Annotated in this window: 14 protein-coding genes and 1 pseudogene; 10 read left to right on the top strand and 5 right to left on the bottom strand. The window is 74.1% G+C overall.

The genetic code is table 11. The features are described from left to right. Window positions 1-125: 125 nt before the first annotated feature. The 5 genes from M8C11_RS29385 (at window position 126) to valS (ending at window position 8,657) form a co-directional block, all read left to right on the top strand. A complete protein-coding gene (locus M8C11_RS29385) occupies window positions 126-1,577 on the top strand; it encodes an AlkA N-terminal domain-containing protein (RefSeq protein WP_252454647.1) in 1,452 nt (483 codons plus the stop codon). Further along, a complete protein-coding gene (locus M8C11_RS29390; protein WP_120573199.1) occupies window positions 1,574-2,086 on the top strand; it encodes a methylated-DNA--[protein]-cysteine S-methyltransferase in 513 nt (170 codons plus the stop codon). The genes M8C11_RS29385 and M8C11_RS29390 overlap by 4 nt, the downstream gene beginning before the upstream one ends. A 37-nt stretch (window positions 2,087-2,123) precedes the next feature. After that, window positions 2,124-3,944, top strand: coding sequence for an ABC transporter ATP-binding protein (locus tag M8C11_RS29395; protein WP_252454648.1), 1,821 nt, complete (start codon window positions 2,124-2,126; stop codon window positions 3,942-3,944). A 17-nt stretch (window positions 3,945-3,961) separates the two neighbouring features. Further along, window positions 3,962-5,941 (top strand): ABC transporter transmembrane domain-containing protein, encoded by a 1,980-nt coding sequence (locus M8C11_RS29400; protein WP_374669372.1) that lies wholly within the window; start codon window positions 3,962-3,964, stop codon window positions 5,939-5,941. A gap of 151 nt (window positions 5,942-6,092) precedes the next feature. After that, complete coding sequence (gene valS / locus M8C11_RS29405) at window positions 6,093-8,657, top strand: valine--tRNA ligase (protein WP_252454649.1); 2,565 nt, start codon at window positions 6,093-6,095, stop codon at window positions 8,655-8,657. A gap of 74 nt (window positions 8,658-8,731) precedes the next feature. Here valS and M8C11_RS29410 read toward each other — a convergent pair. The 4 genes and pseudogenes from M8C11_RS29410 to M8C11_RS29425 form a co-directional block, all read right to left on the bottom strand. Then, window positions 8,732-9,439: pseudogene (locus M8C11_RS29410) on the bottom strand (ABC transporter permease subunit); the annotation flags it as partial. Next, entirely contained in the window at window positions 9,439-10,398 is a 960-nt protein-coding gene (locus M8C11_RS29415) for an ABC transporter ATP-binding protein (RefSeq protein WP_252454650.1), read from the bottom strand. The gene M8C11_RS29415 and the pseudogene M8C11_RS29410, both read right to left, overlap by 1 nt. Further along, entirely contained in the window at window positions 10,395-11,276 is an 882-nt protein-coding gene (locus M8C11_RS29420) for an ABC transporter permease (RefSeq protein ID WP_252454651.1), read from the bottom strand. The genes M8C11_RS29415 and M8C11_RS29420 overlap by 4 nt, the downstream gene beginning before the upstream one ends. Continuing rightward, on the bottom strand, window positions 11,269-12,183 hold the full coding sequence (locus M8C11_RS29425; RefSeq protein ID WP_091426126.1) for an ABC transporter ATP-binding protein: 915 nt from the start codon (window positions 12,181-12,183) through the stop codon (window positions 11,269-11,271). The genes M8C11_RS29420 and M8C11_RS29425 overlap by 8 nt, the downstream gene beginning before the upstream one ends. Window positions 12,184-12,346: 163 nt before the next feature. On the opposite strand from M8C11_RS29425, the gene M8C11_RS29430 reads away from it, so the two are divergent. The 4 genes from M8C11_RS29430 to galT all read left to right on the top strand — a co-directional run bounded on the left by M8C11_RS29430 (window position 12,347) and on the right by galT (window position 17,585). Then, window positions 12,347-13,891, top strand: coding sequence for a glycosyltransferase family 2 protein (locus M8C11_RS29430; protein WP_252454652.1), 1,545 nt, complete (start codon window positions 12,347-12,349; stop codon window positions 13,889-13,891). A 129-nt stretch (window positions 13,892-14,020) separates the two neighbouring features. Continuing rightward, complete coding sequence (cysC, locus tag M8C11_RS29435) at window positions 14,021-15,550, top strand: adenylyl-sulfate kinase (RefSeq protein ID WP_252454654.1); 1,530 nt, start codon at window positions 14,021-14,023, stop codon at window positions 15,548-15,550. 176 nt (window positions 15,551-15,726) lie between these two features. Beyond that, window positions 15,727-16,515 (top strand): DeoR/GlpR family DNA-binding transcription regulator, encoded by a 789-nt coding sequence (locus M8C11_RS29440; protein WP_252454656.1) that lies wholly within the window; start codon window positions 15,727-15,729, stop codon window positions 16,513-16,515. Then, window positions 16,512-17,585 carry a galactose-1-phosphate uridylyltransferase gene (gene galT, locus M8C11_RS29445; RefSeq protein ID WP_252454658.1) on the top strand — a complete coding sequence of 358 codons (1,074 nt, stop codon included), beginning with the start codon at window positions 16,512-16,514 and terminating at the stop codon, window positions 17,583-17,585. Before M8C11_RS29440 ends, galT begins: the two co-directional genes overlap by 4 nt. A 234-nt stretch (window positions 17,586-17,819) precedes the next feature. On the opposite strand, the gene M8C11_RS29450 is transcribed toward galT, so the two are convergent. Further along, a complete protein-coding gene (locus M8C11_RS29450) occupies window positions 17,820-19,037 on the bottom strand; it encodes an NADP-dependent isocitrate dehydrogenase (RefSeq protein ID WP_120573189.1) in 1,218 nt (405 codons plus the stop codon). A 139-nt stretch (window positions 19,038-19,176) separates the two neighbouring features. On the opposite strand from M8C11_RS29450, the gene M8C11_RS29455 reads away from it, so the two are divergent. Next, window positions 19,177-19,934: MBL fold metallo-hydrolase (locus M8C11_RS29455; RefSeq protein WP_252454660.1), on the top strand; the 758-nt coding region annotated here is incomplete at its 3' end.

The raw sequence follows: 19,934 nt of genomic DNA on the forward strand, positions 1-19,934 counted from the left end.
GTGGGGGGGGGGGGGGGGGGGGGGGGGGGGGGGCACCCCCCCACTTCCCCGGGCTGGCGCGACTGCCGCACGTCATGTCCGAATCCCGCCAGCCGGGCCCGGGAGCTGCGAGGCAGGATCGTGGCATGGAGCTGGACTTCGAGCGCTGCTACCGAGCCGTCGACAGCCGCGACCCGCGGTTCGACGGCTGGTTCTACACCGGTGTGACGTCGACCGGGATCTACTGCCGGCCGTCCTGTCCGGCGATGACGCCGAAGCGGCAGAACGTCCGGTTCTTCCCGTCCGCCGCCGCCGCGCAGGGGGCCGGGCTGCGGGCGTGCCGCCGGTGCCGGCCGGACGCCGCGCCCGGCTCGCCCCAGTGGGACGTCCGGGCCGACCTGGTCGGCCGCGCCATGCGGCTGATCGCCGACGGCGTGGTGGACCGGGACGGGGTGCCCGGCCTGGCCACCCGGCTGGGCTACACCGAGCGGCACCTGCACCGGATGCTCCGGGCCGAGCTGGGCGCCGGCCCGCTGGCGCTGGCCCGCGCCCAGCGCGCGCAGACCGCCCGGATCCTCATCGAGACCACCGGCCTCGGCCTGGCCGAGGTGGCCTTCGCCGCCGGGTTCGGCAGCGTCCGGCAGTTCAACGACACGGTCCGCGAGGTCTACGGCGGCACCCCGTCCGAGCTGCGGGCCGGCCGGCGTGGCCCGGCGGCGACCACCGGGGCGGGCACGCTCTCGCTGCGGCTGGCACACCGGCCCCCGCTGCACGCGGGCGCGCTGCTGGACTTCCTCGCGCTACGCGCGCTGCCCGGCGTCGAGGTGGTCCGCGACGGCACCTACCACCGGGGGCTGCGTCTGCCGCACGGTCCCGCCACTGTCGCGCTGACCCCCGCCGACGGCCACATCGACGCCACGCTGCGGCTGGCCGACATGCGTGACCTGGCTCCCGCGGTGGCCCGCTGCCGTCGTCTGCTCGACCTGGACGCCGACCCGGTCGCGGTGGACGCCACACTGGCCGCCGACCCGGCGCTGGCCCCGGCCGTCGCGGCCGAACCCGGCGTCCGGCTGCCGCACGCGGTCGACGGTTTCGAGCTGGCCGTCCGCGCCGTCACCACCCAGCAGGTCTCGCTGGCCTCGGCGCGGACCACGCTCACCCGCCTGCTCTCCGCCACCCGGACTGCGAGCGGGGCGGGCGCCGACGACCCGGCGGACGGCCTGGTGGCGTTCCCCGGTCCGGCCGAGGTGCTCGCGGCGCCGGACACGGCGTTCCGGATGCCGGCGGCCCGCCGGGAGACGCTCCGCGCGCTGGCCCGCGCGGTCGCCGGCGGCGAGCTGGACCTGGAGCCCGGAGGCGACCGGGAGGAGACGGTCCGGCTCCTGACCGCGGTGCCCGGCGTCGGCCCGTGGACCACCGGCTACCTGGCCATGCGCGCACTCGGCGACCCCGATGTCGCGCTCACCACCGACCTGGGCGTACGCCGCGGCGCAGCAGCGCTCGGCCTGTCCGACGACCCGAAGACCCTGTCCGCGTACGCCGACCGCTGGCGCCCCTGGCGGTCGTACGCGACCATCCGACTCTGGAGAGCAGCATGAGCACTGTGGACAGCACCGTCATCGACACCCCCGCCGGCCCGCTGAGCGTGCTCGCCGGCCCGACCGGGGCGGTACGCGCGGCGGGGTTCACCGCCGACCCGGCCGTCCTGATGCCGTTGATCCACCCGAGCCTGCGCGGCGAACTGCGCGAACGGGCCGACCTCGGTCCGGTGACCGCCGCCGTTCGGGCCTACCTGGACGGTGACCTCACCGCGATCGACGCGGTCGCGGTGGAGCAGCACACCGGCGGCGCATTCCTGACGCACGCCTGGCAGGTGCTGCGGGACGTGAAGCCCGGCGACCCGGTCACCTACACCGGGTTCGCCGCGCTGGCCGGGCGACCGGCCGCGATCCGGGCCGCCGCGGCGGCCTGCGCGCGCAACGCCGCCGCGCTGTTCGTGCCCTGTCACCGGGTGCTGCGCACCGACGGTTCGCTCGGCGGCTACCGCTGGGGGCTGGACGTGAAGAAGTGGCTTCTCGGGCATGAGGGACGGGTGACGGCTAGCTGACAGCCGGAGTGTCACCCCCGGCCGCTACCGTCGGGTAGTGCCCGCGTCCAGCGACGGCAACCCCGCGGCGCATACCGGCGCCCGGTCCCAGCCGCTGCGCAACCTCTGGCGGCTGCGGCCCTACCTGCGCCCGTACGCGATGGAGTTCGCCTGGCTGCTGGTCGCGGCGCTGGCCGCCACCGCTGCCAGCCTGGCCGTTCCGCTGGTGGTGCAGCGGGTCGTCGACGGGCCGGTGGCCCGGCACGACGAGGCCGGGCTGCTGCGGCTCGGCGCCCTGGCGCTGCTGCTCGGCGTGGCCGAGGCGGTCCTCATCTTCATCCGCCGCTGGACGCAGTCGTCGTCCTCGGTCGGGATGGAGGCCGCCATCCGCGCCGACATCTACGCCCACCTGCAACGGCTTCCGGCCGGCTTCCACGACCGCTGGCAGTCCGGCCAGTTGCTGTCCCGGATCACCAGCGACCTCTCGGTGATCCGGCGGTTCCTCTCCTTCGGGTTGCTGTTCCTGGTGCTCAACCTGGTCACCTACGCGGCGGTGGTGGCGCTGCTGATCCGGCTGCACCTGTGGCTGGGGCTGCTGGTCGCGGCGAGCGCCGTACCGCTGTTCCTGATCAGCCGCCGCTTCGCGCGCCACTACCACGCGGCGTCGCGCCGGATGCAGGACCAGCAGGGCGATGTCGCCACGCTGGTCGAGGAGACGGCGCTGGGGTTGCGCACCATGCGGGCGTACGGGCGCGGGCCGGAACTGGCGGCCCGGTTCGCCGTCGGCGCGCGCCGGCTGCACGACACCGGGATCGGCAAGGCCAGGCTGCTGGCCCGCACCTCCGCGATGTTCGACCTGGTGCCCAACCTGACGCTCGGCGCGGTCCTGGTGGCCGGGGCGGCAGCGGTCGCCGAGGGCGCGCTGTCCATCGGTGAGCTGGTCGCGTTCGTCAGTCTCCAGCTCATGCTGATCTGGCCGGTGCAGTCGCTGGGCTGGATCATCGCCAACGGCCAGGAGGCCGCGACCGCCGCCGACCGGATCCAGGAGGTCCTGGACACGCCGCCGACCATCGTGGACGCACCGCACGCCCGGCCGCTCGACCGGGGCGAGGTACGCGGCCGGCTCCGCTTCGAGGGGGTCGGCTTCCGCTACCCCGGCACCTCCGCGCCGGTGCTGCGCGACCTGGACCTGACCGTCGAGCCGGGCGAGACGATGGCGCTGGTCGGCGGCACCGGCTGCGGCAAGAGCACGCTGCTGTCGCTCGTCCCCCGGCTGCACGAGGTGACGCGCGGCCGGATCACGATCGACGGGCACGACGTGCGTGACCTGCGGCTGGAGTCGTTGCGCCGGATGGTCGCCGTGGCGTTCGAGGAGCCGACGCTGTTCTCCATGTCGGTCTGGGAGAACCTCACCCTGGGCCGTCCGGACGCGAGCGAGGACGAGGTCCGGGCCGCGCTGACGCTGGCCCAGGCGGAGTTCGCGTACGAGCTGCCGTGGGGGCTCGCCACCCGGGTCGGCGAGCAGGGGCTGTCGCTGTCCGGCGGGCAGCGGCAGCGCCTCGCGCTGGCGCGTGCGGTGCTCGGCCGGCCCGCGGTGCTGGTGCTCGACGACCCGCTCTCCGCGCTGGACGTGCACACCGAGGCACTCGTCGAGGCGGCCCTGCGCCGGGTGCTGCGGGACACCGCCACCACCACCCTGCTGGTGGCCCACCGCCCCTCGACAGTGGCACTGGCGGACCGGGTGGCGTTGCTCGACGACGGCCGGATCGTCGCCGTCGGCACCCACTCGGAGCTGCTGGCCCGCGTACCCGCTTACCGGGCGGTGCTGTCAGCCGAGCCGGAGCGACGGAGCGACGGCGTCGGCCTGGTGCGCTCGTGACCGGCCGCGCGCCGCGGGTGCCCCGGCCCCGCGACGCGCCGAACGGCAACGGGACGGCCGGCGCGCGCAACCGCGGCGACCCGGACGCACCGGCCGGCCGCGCGACGACCGACCCGGACGGTCACGCGACGACCGGGCCGGGCGGCACCGCTCCGGACGCGGACCTGTCGCGCTGGCGGGGCCGGGCCACCGACCCGGACGCCGATCGCAGCCGCGCCGAGGACTCGTCCCCGGCGGCGGTGACCCGGCTGCGTGCCCGCAGCCGGGTCCTGCTGCGACGGCTGCTGCGCCCGCACCGGCGTACGCTCGGGCTGGCGGTGGCGTTGCTGCTGGCCCAGAACGCCGCCGCGATGTCCGGGCCGTACCTGGTCATGCTCGGCATCGACCGGGGCATCGGGCCGCTGCGGGCCGGTGATCCCGGCCCGCTGATCGCTGTCGCCGCCGCGTTCGTGGTCGCGACCGCCGTGGAGTACGCGGCCCGGCGCGCGTTCCTCACCCTCGCCGCCCGGATCGGCCAGGCCGTCCTGCTCGACCTGCGCCGCCGGGTGTACGGGCACTTCCTCCGCCTCGACGTCGGGTTCCACGAGCGCTACACGTCCGGCCGGATGGTGTCCCGGCTGACCAGTGACCTGGAGTCGATCGCCGAGCTGGTCGACGGCGGCATCGACAAGCTGGTGATGGCCGGGCTGTCGGTGCTGTCCGTCGCGGGCATCCTGCTCTGGCTGGACCTGCCACTGGCGGCGGTGACGCTGCTCGCGTTCCCGTTCCTGTTCGTGCTGTCGCGCTGGTTCGCCCGCGCCTCGGCCGGGGCGTACCGGCGCACCCGGGAGGCGGTGGCGCTGGTCATCGTGCACTTCGTCGAGTCGCTGCGCGGCATCCGGGCCGTGCAGGCGTACCGGCGGGAGGACCGCAACGACCACATCTTCGGCGCGGTGAACGACGACTACCGGCGATCCAGCCTGCGCGCGTTCCGGCTGATCGCGATCTACTCGCCGGGCATCCGGCTGATCGGCAACCTGACCACGGCTGTGGTGCTCGGGTACGGCGGCTGGCGGGTGCTGGGCGGCGGCGTGGAGGTGGGTGTGCTCGCCGCGTTCCTGCTCTACCTGCGCCGGTTCTTCGAGCCGATGGAGGAGCTGAGCCAGTTCTACAACTCGCTCCAGTCGGCGACCGCCGCGCTGGAGAAGCTGGCCGGGGTGCTGGACGAGCGCCCGGCGGTGGCCGAACCGGCCCGGCCGGTGCCGCTGCCCGCCGGGCCGCCGCGCGGGGCGGTCACGTTCCGCGCCGTCGACTTCGGCTACCGCCGCCAGACGCCGATCCTGTCCGGCCTGGACCTGACCGTGCCGCCCGGGCAGACCGTGGCGCTGATCGGGCCGACCGGCGCGGGGAAGTCCACTGTCGCGAAGCTGGTGGCCCGCTTCCACGACCCGGACGCGGGCGCGGTCCGGCTGGACGGGGTGGACCTGCGCGACCTGGCCGACGCCGAGCTGCGCCGGGCGGTTGTGCTGGTGACCCAGGAGACCCACCTGTTCAGCGGTTCCGTGGCGGACAACATCAGATTCGGCCGGCCGGACGCCGACGACGAGGCGGTGGTTGCGGCCGCGCGGGCGATCGGCGCGCACGACTTCATCGCCGCTCTGCCCGACGGGTACGCCACCGATGTGCACCGGCGCGGCGGCCGGCTCTCCGCCGGGCAGCGGCAGCTCGTCGCGTTCGCCCGCGCGTTCCTCGCCGACCCCCGGGTGCTGATCCTCGACGAGGCGACCTCGTCGCTGGACGTGCCGACCGAACGGCTGGTGCAGCGTGCCCTGCACAACGTGCTGCGGGACCGTACCGCGCTGGTGATCGCCCACCGGCTCTCCACGGTGGAGACCGCCGACCGGGTGCTGGTGCTCGACGACGGCCGGATCGTGGAGGACGGACCACCGGCCGAGCTGATCGCCGCCGACGGCCGCTACGCCGCCCTGCACCGCCAGTGGCGCGACTCCCTCCTCTAGCCCGTTCGACCCCCGCCGATCTTGCACTTGGCGCCCACGGGATGCCCGACAAGCGGCTTACGCCGGGGCAGCAAGTGCAAGATCGACAGGGACAGGGGGCGGGGTGGGGAAAGTCGTGGAGTGGGGCGGGCGGGCTGCCTACCATCGGCTGATGACCGACACGACGAGGAGCGCCCGCGGCGGCGTCCCCGAGCGTCCGAGCCTGGACGGCCTCGAGGAGACCTGGGCCCGCCGCTGGCAGTCCGACGGCACGTACGCGTTCGACCGCACCAAGGAGCGGTCGGACGTATACGCGATCGACACTCCCCCGCCCACCGTGTCGGGCGAGCTGCACATGGGACACGTCTTCTCGTACACGCACACCGACACGGTGGCCCGGTTCCAGCGGATGCGCGGGCGGACCGTCTTCTACCCCATGGGCTGGGACGACAACGGGCTGCCCACCGAACGCCGGGTGCAGAACGTCTACGGCGTGCGTCCCGACCCGGCACTGCCGTACGACAGGGACTGGCGCCCGCCCGCCGCACCGGTGGACGACGCGGCCCGGAAGAACCCGACGGCGATCTCCCGGCGCAACTTCATCGAGCTGTGCGAACTGCTCACGGTGGAGGACGAGAAGGCGTTCGAGGCGCTGTGGCGGCGGCTCGGGCTGTCCGTGGACTGGTCGCTGACGTACACCACGATCGGGTCGGCGGCCCGCGCGGCCAGCCAGCGCGCGTTCCTGCGCAACGTGGCCCGGGGCGAGGCGTACCAGGCCGAGGCGCCGACGCTGTGGGACGTCGGGTACGGCACCGCCGTCGCGCAGGCGGAGCTGGAGGACCGGGAGCGGCCGGGCGCGTACCACCGGCTGCGGTTCACCGGCCCCGACGGCCGCGAGGTGCTGATCGACACCACCCGGCCGGAGCTGCTGCCGGCCTGCGTGGCGCTCGTCTGCCACCCGGACGACGAGCGGTACGCGGACCTGGTCGGCGCGGCTGCGCGTACCCCCGTCTTCGGGGTCGAGGTGCCGGTGCGTGCGCACCCGCTGGCGGACCCGGCCAAGGGCACGGGCATCGCGATGGTCTGCACGTTCGGTGACCTGAACGACGTGACCTGGTGGCGTGAGCTGCGGCTGGACACCCGCGTGGTGATCGGCCGGGACGGGCGCCTGCTGCCGGAGCCGCCGGCCGGCGTGCCGGCGGAGCCCTACGCGGCGCTGGCCGGGCAGACGGTCAACGGCGCCCGGCGGACGCTCGTGGAGCTGCTCGCGGACGCGGGCGACCTGGTGGGCGAGCCGCGGCCGATCACCCATCCGGTGAAGTTCTACGAGCGCGGCGACCGGCCGCTGGAGATCGTCTCGACCCGGCAGTGGTATCTGCGCAACGGCGGCCGGGACGCCGGCCTGCGCGAGGAACTGCTGGCCCGGGGCCGGGAGCTGCGCTGGGTGCCGGAGCACATGCGGCACCGGTACGAGCACTGGGTGGGCGGTCTCACCGGTGACTGGCTGGTCAGTCGGCAGCGGTTCTTCGGCGTGCCGGTGCCGGTGTGGTACCGGCTCGACGACGTTGGCGAGCCGGACTGGTCCCACCCTCTCACACCGGACGAGGCGATGCTCCCGATCGATCCGACGAGCGAGCCGCCGCCCGGATACGAGGAGTCGCAGCGCGGCGAGCCGGGCGGTTTCACCGGCGACCCGGACGTGCTGGACACCTGGGCCACCTCGTCGCTGACCCCGCAGATCGTCGGCGGCTGGGAGACCGACCCGGACCTGTTCGCCCGGGTCTTCCCGATGGACCTGCGCCCGCAGGGGCACGACATCATCCGCACCTGGCTGTTCGCCACGGTGGCCCGGTCCCACCTGGAGCACGGCGCGCTGCCCTGGCACACGGCGGTGCTCTCCGGCTGGATCCTCGACCCGGACCGCAAGAAGATGTCGAAGTCCAAGGGCAACGTGGTCACGCCGATGGCGCTGCTGGAGCGCAACGGGTCCGACGCGGTCCGCTACTGGGCCGCCAACGGCAAGCCGGGCATGGACCTCGCCTTCGACCCGGCCCAGGTCAAGGTGGGCCGCCGGCTGGCCACCAAGCTGCTCAACGCGTCGCGGTTCGCGCTCGGGCTGGGCGCCGCCGACGCGCTGCGGGCCGCGGCGACCCAACCGCTGGACACCGCGATGCTCGCCGAACTGTCCGGCGTGGTCGCGACCGCGACCACCGCCTTCGACGGGTACGACCACACGGCCGCCCTGATGGCCACCGAGGCGTTCTTCTGGCGGTTCTGCGACGACTACATCGAGTTGGTGAAGGAGCGCGCCTACGGCACCGGGCCAGCGGCCGACTCGGCCCGGGCGGCGCTGGCGACCGCGTTGTCGGTGCAGTTGCGCCTGTTCGCGCCGGTGCTGCCGTTCGTCACCGAGGAGGTCTGGTCGTGGTGGCGGTACGGGTCGGTGCACCGCGCGCCCTGGCCGACCACGTACGAGGTGGGCCGCGCGACGCAGGCGCCGGGTGACCCGGAGCTGCTGCGGCTGGCGGCGGACGCGCTGGGTCAGGTGCGCCGCGCCAAGTCGGAACGGAAGCTGTCGATGAAGGCGGACGTGCCGCTGGCCGAGGCGCTCGGACCGGCGGCGGTGCTCGACCAGCTCGGCACCGTCGCCGGCGACCTGCGCGCGGCGGGCCGGATCGCGAAGCTGGACCTGCTGCCCGACCGCACCACCGAGCTGGTCATCGCGTGCGCGTTCTGACGAGCTGATCTCGCCTCGCGCGTTCTGACCGGGCGGGCGGCCCGCGTCGCGCCCGCCCCCCCCCCCCCCCGGCAGCTCGTCTCGCCGGCCACGCTGAACGAGCGCAGGCGGTCGATCGCCAGCACCGTGAACCCGACCGCGACCAGGGCGGTGAGCACCGCCGCGACCGGCACCGAGACGGTGGTGCCGAGCAGCGGCGTCGGCGCCATCCGGTCGGCCAGGGCGATCACCCACTGCTGGATCGACAGCACCCGGGTGCCGCCGACGAACCGGCCCAGCAGCCCCTCCCAGATCAGCACGTAGACCAGGCCGAGCAGCACCGGACGCCGGGTCACCAGGCTGAGCGCCAGGAACAGCGCCGAGTACGCCAGCGCGCCCGCCGCCGAGGCGGCGACAAGTGCGAGTCCGAGGCGTACCGAATCGGCGAGCACGCCCGCGACGTAGATCGGGATGCCCACGGTGACCGCGCTGACGCCGGCCGCGACCGCCAGCTTCGGCAGCACGATCTGCCAGCGCGGCAGCGGCTTGGTGAGGATGTGCACGACGGTGCCGTCGTCGATCTCCGCGCCGAGCACGCCGGTGCCCACGATCAGCGCCACGACCGGCAGCACCACGGCGAGGCCGAGGCCGACGAGCACCGGCGGACCCCACTGGCCCGGGTCGACGCCGAGCGACCGGCAGAGCACCGCCAGGCCGATCAGGACCAGCGGCAACGGCAGGAGCATGAGGAACCGGCTCCGGCCGAACAGGCCGCGCGCGGTGATCCAGGTGACTGTCGACATCATGCCTCCACCAGATACGAGAAGACGCTCTCCAGCGACTCGTCCTCCGGCAGGAGCTGCCGGACCCGGATGCCGTGCCGGAGCGCGATCCGGGGCAGTGCCCGGGTGAACGCGCCGTAGTCGCCGGCCTTGACCGTCAGGCCGGTACGGTCCAGCTCGACGCCGGAGACCGACGCCTCGGCCATCAGCGCCACCGCCAGCGCCCGGTCGTCGGTGGAGCGCACTCCGAACACGTGCGGACGGTTGGTCATCAGGCGGCGGATGGTCCGGTAGTCGCCGGAGGCGGCGAGCCGGCCCGCCACCATCACCTGGACCGTGCCGGAGACCTGCTCGACCTCCTCCAGGATGTGCGAGCTGAACAGGATGGTCCGCCCCGCGTCGCCGAGCCGGTGCAGCAGCGCCATCATGTGCAGCCGCTGCCGCGGGTCCATCCCGTTGAACGGCTCGTCGAGCAGCAGCACCTGCGGGTCGTGCACGAGCGCGGCGGCGACCCGGGTGCGCTGCCGCATGCCCTTGGAGTAGGTGCCGATCCGGCGGGTCTGCGCGTCCTCCATCTCGACCAGCTCGATCGCCCGCCGGGCGGCGGCCTCCGGGTCGGGCAGCCGGTGCAGCTTCGCGCTGGCGAGCACGAACTCGTACGCGCTGAGGAACGTGTGCACCGCCTCGCGCTCGCTGACCAGGCCGAGTCGCCGGTAGACGGCGGGGTTGCGCCAGGTCGGCTCACCGTCCAGCGTCACGGTGCCCCGGGACGGGGACAGGAAGCCCGCCATCATGTGCAGCAGCGTGGTCTTCCCGGCGCCGTTGGGACCGAGCAGGCCGGTCACGCCGGGGCCGAGCCGCATGGTGACGTCGTTGACCGCCACCACGTTGCCGTACCAGCGGGAGACGCCGGTCAGGTCGAGCGTGCTCGTCGCGGCGGCGGGCGCGCCGGCCGTCGACTGGGTGCTGATCGCCGTCATCGGGCGGCCACCTTCCGGTATCGCAGGAGCAGCAGGCTGACGCAGCCGGCGACCAGCAGCACGGCGACCGCGGCGTAGACCGGCCCGAAGTCGCCGATCGGGATGCCGCCGCCCTGGCCCTGGGTCAGCGCGTCGCCGAGCGCCCAGGTGCCCACACCGCCGACGAGCGTCGGCGGGGAGGCGAGGAAGGCCAGCTCGTTGACGGTGGCCGAGGGCAGGATGGACAGCACGCCGACCACCGGCGTGGTCATCAGGAACACCGCCACGATGCCGCCGGCGGCGAACGCGCGCTTGCCGGTGAGCGAGGCGACCAGCAGGGCGATCGAGGCGAACACCACCGCCCAGAGCCCGGCGTACAGCAGGCCGGGCAGCAGGTCGAGCAGCTCGTCCCACACCCCGCGTACGCCCCGGTTCGTGGTGAACGCGGCGCCGAGGAACATCACCAGCTGCGGGCCGCCGAGCAGCAGCCAGAGCGCGGTGACGAGCGCCAGCAGCTTGGACAGCGCGTAGTCGCCGCGCGGCAGCGGCCGGGAGAAGTACAGCGGCAGCACGCCGCTGCGCAGGTCGCGGGAGACCAGCTCGGGCGCGGCCACCGCGGCGAAGAAGATGACCAGCCAGCTCATCGCGTCGGCGAACTGGGCGTACGTCATCACCACCTCGCCGATCTGGCTGCGTACCGCGGTGACCCCGGCGGCCACCACGGTGACCACGGAGACGACCAGCCAGGGGAAGATCTTGGCCTTGGCGCTGCGGCCCAGCCCGAAGACGGTACGCACACCGTGCAGGTAGAGCGCGCCGAACACCTGCCGGCGGCCGAGCCGCGGGCCGGTGTAGCGCTGGTAGCCGATGTCGTGGATGACCCCGGTCGCGTCAGACATGGCTGGGCTCCCTCGCGGCGAAGAGTTCGGCCACCCGGTGCCGCCGCTGGTCCAGCCGGTGCAGCGGCAGGTCCAGCTCGGCGACCGCGCCGAGGATCTGGTCGTAGGTGGCGTCGTCGGCGAGCGGGACGAGCAGCAGCCGCCCGTCGCGGGTCACCGGCAGGTCGAGCGCGGCGAGCCGGGCGGCCAGTTCCTCGGTGCCCTCGCTCACCTCGACGGCGAGCACGTCGGTGGCGGTGGTCATGGCGGACACCCGGTCGGCGCGCAGCAGCCGGCCGCCGTCGATGGCGACGAGCGTGTCGCAGATCCGCTCCACCTCGCCGAGCAGGTGCGAGCAGACCACCACCGAGATGCCGAACTCGGTGCCGATCCGGTGGATCAGCGCGAGCATGGCGTCCCGGCCGGCCGGGTCGAGGCCGTTGGTCGGCTCGTCGAGCAGCAGCAGATCGGGATCGTGTACGAGCGCCTGGGCGAGCTTGACGCGCTGCTTCATGCCGGTGGAGTAGCCACCGACGGCCCGGTGCCGCTCCTCGTGCAGACCGACGTGGCGCAGCGCCTCGGAGGCCCGTTCCCGGGCGACGGTGCGCGGCAGCCCGCTGATCCGGCCCAGGTGGGTGACCAGCTCGGCGGCGGACAGGTCGGGCGGGAGGGCGTCGTGCTCGGGCATGTAGCCGACCCGGGCGCGGACCGCGGCCGGGTCGGTGGTGGGGTCGAGGCCGAGCACCTGTACCCGGCCGCTGGTCGGCGGGAGCAGACCCAGCAGGATCTTGATCAGAGTGGACTTGCCGGCGCCGTTCGCGCCCACCAGCCCGATGATCCCCGGCTCGACCGACACGGTGAGGTCGGCCAACGCGGTGACCCGGCCTCCGTACGTCTTGGTCAGCGACTCGGTCGCGAGCAGTGTCACGCCGTTCAGCGTAGAACTCCGGCGCTGGCCCGGAGCCCTTCCCGACCCCTGCGATCCCCTGATCCTCGGTCGCCGCAGCCCCTAGGTGGCGGGAACGGGGTGGCGGGGTGGCGACCGCTCCGGGATGCTGCCACCGTGTGCGGCCGACTCGACGGGGGGCGACATGAGCGACGGTGCGGACCGGCTGGTGAGCGTGGTGGTGCCCACGTACAACTGCGGCGCGAACCTCGATCCGCTCGTCGCGTCGCTGCCCCGGCAGGGGCTGCCGCCCGGTTCGTACGAGGTGATCTTCGCCGACGACGGGTCGACCGACGGGACCCCGCAACGGCTGGACGAGCTGGCCGCCGCCGACCCGCACGTGCGGGTGCTGCACCTGGAGCACTCGGGCTGGCCGTCGCACCCCCGCAACCGGGGGCTGGAGCGGGCACGCGGCGAGTACGTCTTCTTCGCCGACGACGACGACTGGTTCGGCGACGAGGCGCTGGCCCGCCTGCACGCCTGCGCCCGGGACCACGACGCGGACATCGTCGTCGGCCGGATGATCGGGCACCGGCGGGGCGTACCGCGGGAGCTGTTCCGGGAGAACCGGTTCGGCGTCACGCCGGCGGACGTACCGCTGGCCGACAGCATGACCTGTCACAAGCTGTTCCGGCGGTCCTTCCTCGACCGGCACGGGCTGCGGTTCCCGGAGGGTCACCCGCGCCGCCTGGAGGACCACCGGCTGATGGCGGCGGCCTACCTGCGCGCCGGGCGCGTCTGCGTGCTGGCCGACCACCCCTGCTACCACCACGTCCGCCGGGTGGACGCGGGCAACGTCACCGCCACCCGGATGGACCCGGCCGAGTACTACGCGGCGCTGCGGGAGGCGCTGGACATCGTGGACGCGCACCGGTCGCCCGCCGCGATCCGCCTCCGCCTGCACCGGCGCTGGTTGCGCAAGGAGATGCTGAGCCGCCTGCGCGGGCAGGCCCTGCTGAGCGCGCCGGAGCAGTGGGCCGACCAGGTGGCCGGCGAGGTGGGCCGGCTCGTCGAGGAACGCTTCCCGCCGGAGGCGGTCGCCGGGCTGCCGCCGATGTTCCAGGTGATCGCGCATCTCGCCGCGCAGGGACGGGTGGCGGACCTGCGCCGGTTGGCGGAGTGGGAGGTGAGCGTCCGGGCCGACGCCTCGGTCGACGGGTGGCGGGTCGAGGGGCGGACGCTGACCGTCACCGTCTCCGCCGACCTGCGCGCGGGTGACGAGCCGCTGCGCTTCGACGACGAGGGGCTGCCGGTGCTCCCGGTGGCCGACGCGGTCCCGGCCGGGGTCGCGATGCGGGCCGGCGGGGCGAGGACCGACGTCGTGGTGCGCCGCCGGGAGACCCGGGAGGAGTTCTTCCTGCCGGTGACCGCCACCACCGAGCGGGCCGGGGCCGCCCGGGTGCGCCACCGCAGCACCGCCACAGTCGACTTCGCGGCGCTGAACGGCGGCCGGACCCGGGGCACCTGGGAGGTCCGGGCCCGGGTGATCCAGGCCGGGTGGGCGCTGGACGCCCGCCTGCCGCTCGTGGTGCGCTGCGCGGCCGACGGCGGCGTGCCTCGCGTGGAGGACTCGCGCCGGCTGCGGTCCCGCCTCCGCCGCGCGGTCCGTCGGATACGGGACCGCGCGCTCGGCCGGTCGGCGCGCGCCGGCAGCCGTTCGCAGGATCGACCGGCCGCCGCCCGCCGGTAAGGATTCGGTGACCCCGGTTCGTCCTCGGCGCGGTCGCCGGACACGCGATCACCGGGAGGCCGGGTGGCGCTCTCGACCGATCGCCGGTGGGCTGCGAAACTGTGTGCCGGCCGGTGAGTTGGGGGTTCGATGAGCAACGGGTGGCTGCTGCCCGAGGACGTTCTGCGGGATGCGCCGTCGTACGCGCCCAGGCCCGCTGAACTGGCCGATCTCCAGTTGTTGCTGAGCGGGGCGTACGCGCCGCTCACCGGTTTCATGAGCCGGGCCGACCTGGCCTCGCTGAACCGGCGCGGCCGGCTGGCCGACGGCACGCCGTGGCCGGTGCCGGTGACGCTCCAGGTGCCGGCGGCGCTCGCCGACGGGCTGGACCCGGCCGACCCGGCCCGCCGTGCGGTGGTGCTCACCGACGGTGAGGGCGCGCCGGTGGCGGCGATGGACGTGACCGACGTCTGGCCGGGCCGCGAGGGCATGGTGGGTGTCGGCGGCGCGGTGCGCCGACTGGGCGACGGCGGCCACGGGCCGTTCCAGCGGCTGCGGCGCGGCCCCGACGAGATACGCGGCCTGCTGCCGCCGGGCCGGGTGCTCGGCGTGTTCGCCGACCGCCCGCTGCACCGGCCGCAGCTGGCGCAGATCGCGCACGCGGCCCGTACGCTCGGCTCGCATCTGCTGGTGATGATCCCGGTAGGCGAGGAGTCGATCGGCGGCCTGCCGGCCGAGTCGCTGGTGCGCAGCGTGTTCGCCGCCCGCGACCGGATGCCCCCGGCGACGCTCGTGGCGGTGCCGCTGGCCCGGCGGCGCGACGAGATCAGCGACGCGCTGCTGCGGGCCCGGGTCGCCGCCGCGTACGGGGTGACCCACCTGCTCTCCACCGAGGGCATGCTCTCCGGCGCCGGCCTGCGCGTGCTGGTGCCCCGCGAGCTGGCCTACGACAACCGGGACGGGCAGTGGCGCTGGCGCGAGGACATCCCGCCGCGCAACCGGCGGCTGGCGCTGAGCACGCGCGAGATCGACGACCTGCTGGACCGCGGTTTCCCGCTGCCCGAGTGGCACACCCCGCCGGCGGTGGCGAAGGAACTGACCCGCGCCCGCCCGCCGCGACGGCACCGGGGCCTGGTGATCTTCCTGACCGGCCTGTCCGGCTCGGGCAAGTCGACGATCGCCCGCGGGCTGGCCGACGTGCTCCGCGAGCAGGGCGACCGCACGATCACGCTGCTCGACGGCGACGTGGTGCGGCGGGAACTCTCCGCCGGGCTGGGGTTCAGCAAGGCTGACCGGGATCTCAACGTGCGCCGGATCGGCTGGGTGGCCGCCGAGATCGCCCGGCACCGGGGCGTCGGCATCTGCTGCCCGATCGCGCCGTACGCGGCGGCCCGCGCCACCGCCCGGGAGATGGCCGAGACGGCCGGGGCGGGCTTCCTGCTGGTCCACGTGGCGACGCCGCTGGCGGTGTGTGAGCAGCGCGACCGCAAGGGCCTGTACGCCCGCGCCCGGGCCGGCCTGATCACCGGGATGACCGGCATCGACGACCCGTACGAGGAGCCCACCGACGCCGACCTGGTGGTGGACACCTCGGACCTGAGCGTCGAGGAGGCCATCGGGAAGGTGATGGAGCACCTGACCGAGACCGGCTGGGTGGAGCCGCGCCTCCAGCCCGCCTGACCGTCTCACCGCCGGGCCCGTCCCCGGCCTGCGAGCACCTCGACCGCCGTCGTCCGGCTTCCGGACGGCGGCGGCCTCGCATCACCCCTCGCTGCGCGGTAGTGTTCGTCTTTGTTGGAACACGTTCGACCGCGTGGAGTGCCGCGTGGTCGGTGAGGCGCGGAGGTGGGCCGGGGATGCTGGCGCGGCAGCGGCAGACCGCCATCCTGGAACGACTGCGCCGCGCCGGTGGCGTCCGGGTCACCGAGCTGGCGGCCGAGTTCGGCGTCTCCGACATGACCATCCGGCGCGACCTGGACACGCTGCACGAGCAGGGCCTGCTCGCCAAGGTGCACGGGGGCGCGACACCCGCCGGCCCCGGCTCGACCGACGAGCCCGGCTTCCACGCCAAGTCCGTCCGCCAGTCCGCCGAGAAGGCCGCCATCGCCGACCACGCCGCGGGGCTGGTCCGGCCCGGCGCCGCGATCGCGCTCTCCGCCGGCACCACCACCGCCGAGCTGGCCCGGCGGCTGGTGGACGTGCCCGGCCTGACGGTGGTCACCAACTCGCTGCCGGTGGCGGAGGCCCTGCACGTCGGTGGCCGGCCGGACCAGACGGTGGTGCTCACCGGCGGCGTCCGCACGCCGTCGGACGCGCTCGTCGGCCCGCTCGCCGTGGCCGCGATCGCCGCGCTGCACCTGGACCTGCTCTTCCTCGGCGTGCACGGGATCAGCGAACGGGCCGGGTTCACCACGCCCAACCTGATGGAGGCGGACACGAACCGGGCACTCGTGGCAGCGGCGGACGGGCTGGTGGTGCTCGCCGACCACACCAAGTGGGGCACCGTCGGCATCTCGTCGATCGTGCCGCTGGACGCGGCGGACGTGCTGGTCACCGACGACCGGTTGGCACCCGAGGCCCGACGGGTACTCGACGACAGGGTGGGCGAGCTGGTGACGGTGCCCACGACGAGGGGGGCGGAGTGAAGCGTACGCAGATCGCGCTGGCCGACGGCCGCGAGCTGATCTACTTCGACGAGCGGGACGACGCGGTCCGCGACCAGCCGGACCGGCGGGATCTGCCTCCTCCCCCGCCCGCCTCGCAGCTGCGGTACGACCCGCTGACCGACGAGTGGGTGGCGGTGGCGGTGCACCGGCAGACCCGCACGTTCCTGCCCCCGGCCGACCAGTGCCCGCTGTGCCCGTCCCGGGGCGAGCGGCACAGCGAGATCCCGGCACCCGACTACGACGTGGTGGTGTTCGAGAACCGGTTCCCCTCGCTGAGCCAGCGGGTGGCCGACGAACCGGCCGAGATCACGCCGTTCACCCCGGTACGCCCCGGACGCGGCAGGTGCGAGGTGGTCTGCTTCACCGACGACCACAACGCCTCGTTCGCCCGGCTCTCGCCGCGCCGGGTGCGGACGGTGCTGGACGCGCTCGCCGACCGCACCACCGCGTTGAGCGCGCTGCCCGGTGTGGAGCAGGTCTTCCCGTTCGAGAACCGGGGCGTGGAGATCGGGGTGACGCTGCACCACCCGCACGGGCAGATCTACGCGTACCCGTTCGTCACGCCGCGCACCCGGAGCATGCTGGCCGCCGCCCGGCGGCACGCCGACCGCACCGGGGGCAACCTCTACGCCGACGTGCTGGCCACCGAACGCGCCTCCGGTGAGCGGGTGGTGGCGAGCAACGAGCACTGGACCGCGTACGTCCCGGCGGCGGCCCGCTGGCCGTTCGAGGTGCACGTGGCGCCGCACCGGCCGGTGCCGGACATCCCGGCGCTCGACGACGCCGAGCGGGACGCCTTCGGGCCGCTCTACCTGGACCTGCTGCGCCGCTTCGACGGGCTGTTCGACCTGCCCATGCCGTACATCGCGGCCTGGCACCAGGCGCCGGTACGGATCGACCGGGAACTGGGCCACCTGCACCTTCAGCTGTTCAGCATCCGGCGGGCCAAGGACAAGCTGAAGTACCTGGCCGGGTCGGAGTCCGGCATGGGTGTGTTCATCAACGACATCGCCCCGGAACGCGCCGCCGAGCTGCTGCGCGCCGCCTGAGCCGGCCGCCGCGGCCTGAGATCGGCGAGGCCGGAGCGGGAGGCGCGCGCCGCACAACAGGGCGCGGGGGGCCCGGGACAGGGCCCCCCGCAAGGGAAGGGACGGCTGGACGAGACTGGCATCGCGTCCACCCGGTACAACGAGCCCGGCCCGGACCCGGTGACGCACCGGGCCCGGACACGACGGAACCCGCCGGCGCGTGCCGGCGGGTTCCGTGGTGATCGACGGGAGTGATCAGGCGGCGAGCTTGCGCGCCAGGTTCTCGTCGAGCGCGTTCATGAACTCGTCGGTGGTCAGCCACGGGGCGTCCCGCGAGATGAGCAGCGCGAGGTCCTTGGTCATCTGGCCGCCCTCGACGGTGTCCACGATGACCTTCTCCAGCGTGTTCGCGAACTCGGTGACCGCCGGGGTGCCGTCCAGCTTGCCCCGGTGGGCCAGGCCCCGGGTCCAGGCGTAGATCGAGGCGATCGGGTTGGTCGAGGTCTTCTCGCCCTTCTGGTACTGCCGGTAGTGCCGGGTGACGGTGCCGTGCGCGGCCTCGGCCTCGACGGTGCGGCCGTCCGGGGAGAGCAGCACCGAGGTCATCAGGCCGAGCGAGCCGAAGCCCTGCGCCACGGTGTCGGACTGCACGTCACCGTCGTAGTTCTTGCACGCCCAGACGTAACCGCCCTCCCACTTGAGCGCGGCGGCGACCATGTCGTCGATCAGCCGGTGCTCGTAGGTGAGGCCGGCCGCGTCGAACTCGGCCTTGAACTCGTTCTCGAACACCTCGGCGAAGATGTCCTTGAACCGGCCGTCGTACGCCTTGAGGATGGTGTTCTTGGTCGACATGTAGACCGGGTAGTTGCGGTCCAGGCCGTACCGGAACGAGGCGCGGGCGAAGTCCCGGATCGACTCGTCGTAGTTGTACATGCCCATGGCGATGCCGCCGCCGGGGAAGTTGGCGACCTCCATCTCCATCGGGGTGCCGCCGTCGGCCGGGGTGTAGGTGATGGTCACCGTGCCCGGGCCGGGGACGACGAAGTCGGTGGCCTTGTACTGGTCGCCGTGCGCGTGCCGGCCGATGATGATCGGCTTGGTCCAGCCCGGGACGAGCCGCGGCACGTTCGACATGATGATCGGCTCGCGGAAGACCACGCCGCCGAGGATGTTGCGGATGGTGCCGTTCGGCGACCGCCACATCTTCTTCAGGCCGAACTCCTCCACCCGGGCCTCGTCCGGGGTGATGGTGGCGCACTTGACGCCGACGCCGTGCTCCTTGATGGCGTTGGCGGCGTCGACGGTGACCTGGTCGTCGGTGGCGTCGCGGTGCTGGATCGACAGGTCGTAGTAGTGCAGGTCGACGTCGAGGTAGGGCAGGATCAGCTGCTCCCGGATCTGCTTCCAGATGATCCGGGTCATCTCGTCGCCGTCGATCTCCACGACCGGGTTGTTTACCTTGATCTTCGCCATCGGCCGGCGCTCCTCTCGGGGGACACGTGCTCAAGCAGTACGAGCGTACTGGAAACTGGCCGGCAGTCCCCAGGCGGCCCGGGTGGGCCGCCGGAAAAGCGGGCTGCGCCGCGCCTCGGGCCGCTGGCATCATCGTCCGATGCCGCACAGCCGCACCCTCGGGTCTATCACGGTCACCGCGCTCTCCGACGGTGAGGGGCCCTTCTTCCAGCCCCGCGGCGAGGCGTTTCCCGACGCCACCCAGGCGCACTGGCAGGCCGCCGACCGGCTCGACCCGGGTGCCGTCACCGACGACGGCCGGTGGTGGCTGCGGTTCCGCGCGTTCGCGGTGCGGGCCGGCGACGGGCCGGTCACGCTGGTCGACGCCGGCATCGGCCCGGCCGACTCGCTCGCCGCGAGCTGGGCGCCGGTACCGGGCCGGCTGCCGGCCGAGCTGGCCGCCGCCGGGATCGACCCGGCCGACGTCCGCACCGTGGTCCTCACCCACCTGCACACCGACCACGTGGGCTGGGCCGGTCCGCTGTTCCCGAACGCCGATCACCTGATCCAGCGCGCCGAGGTGGATGCGCTGGAGCTGTTCCACCCGGAACTGCCGGCCCGGCTGCTGACGCCGTTGCGCGCCGCCGGCCGGCTGCGGGTGGTCGACGGCGAGACGCCCCTCACCCCGGGGGTACGGCTGCTGCACACGCCCGGCCACACGCCGGGTCACCAGTCGGTGCTGGTCGAGGCCGACGACGAGCGTCTCCTGATCACCGGCGACCTGCTGGTGCACGCGATCCAGTTGGTCGACCCGGAGCTGGCGTACGCCCACGAGGAGGCCCCGGACACGGCCCGCCACTCCCGCACGACCCTGCTGACGACCCTCTCCCCCGCCACCCTGGCCACCCCCCACCTGAC

This window comes from Micromonospora sp. CPM1, assembly GCF_023896895.1.
Classification (GTDB): domain Bacteria; phylum Actinomycetota; class Actinomycetes; order Mycobacteriales; family Micromonosporaceae; genus Micromonospora; species Micromonospora tulbaghiae.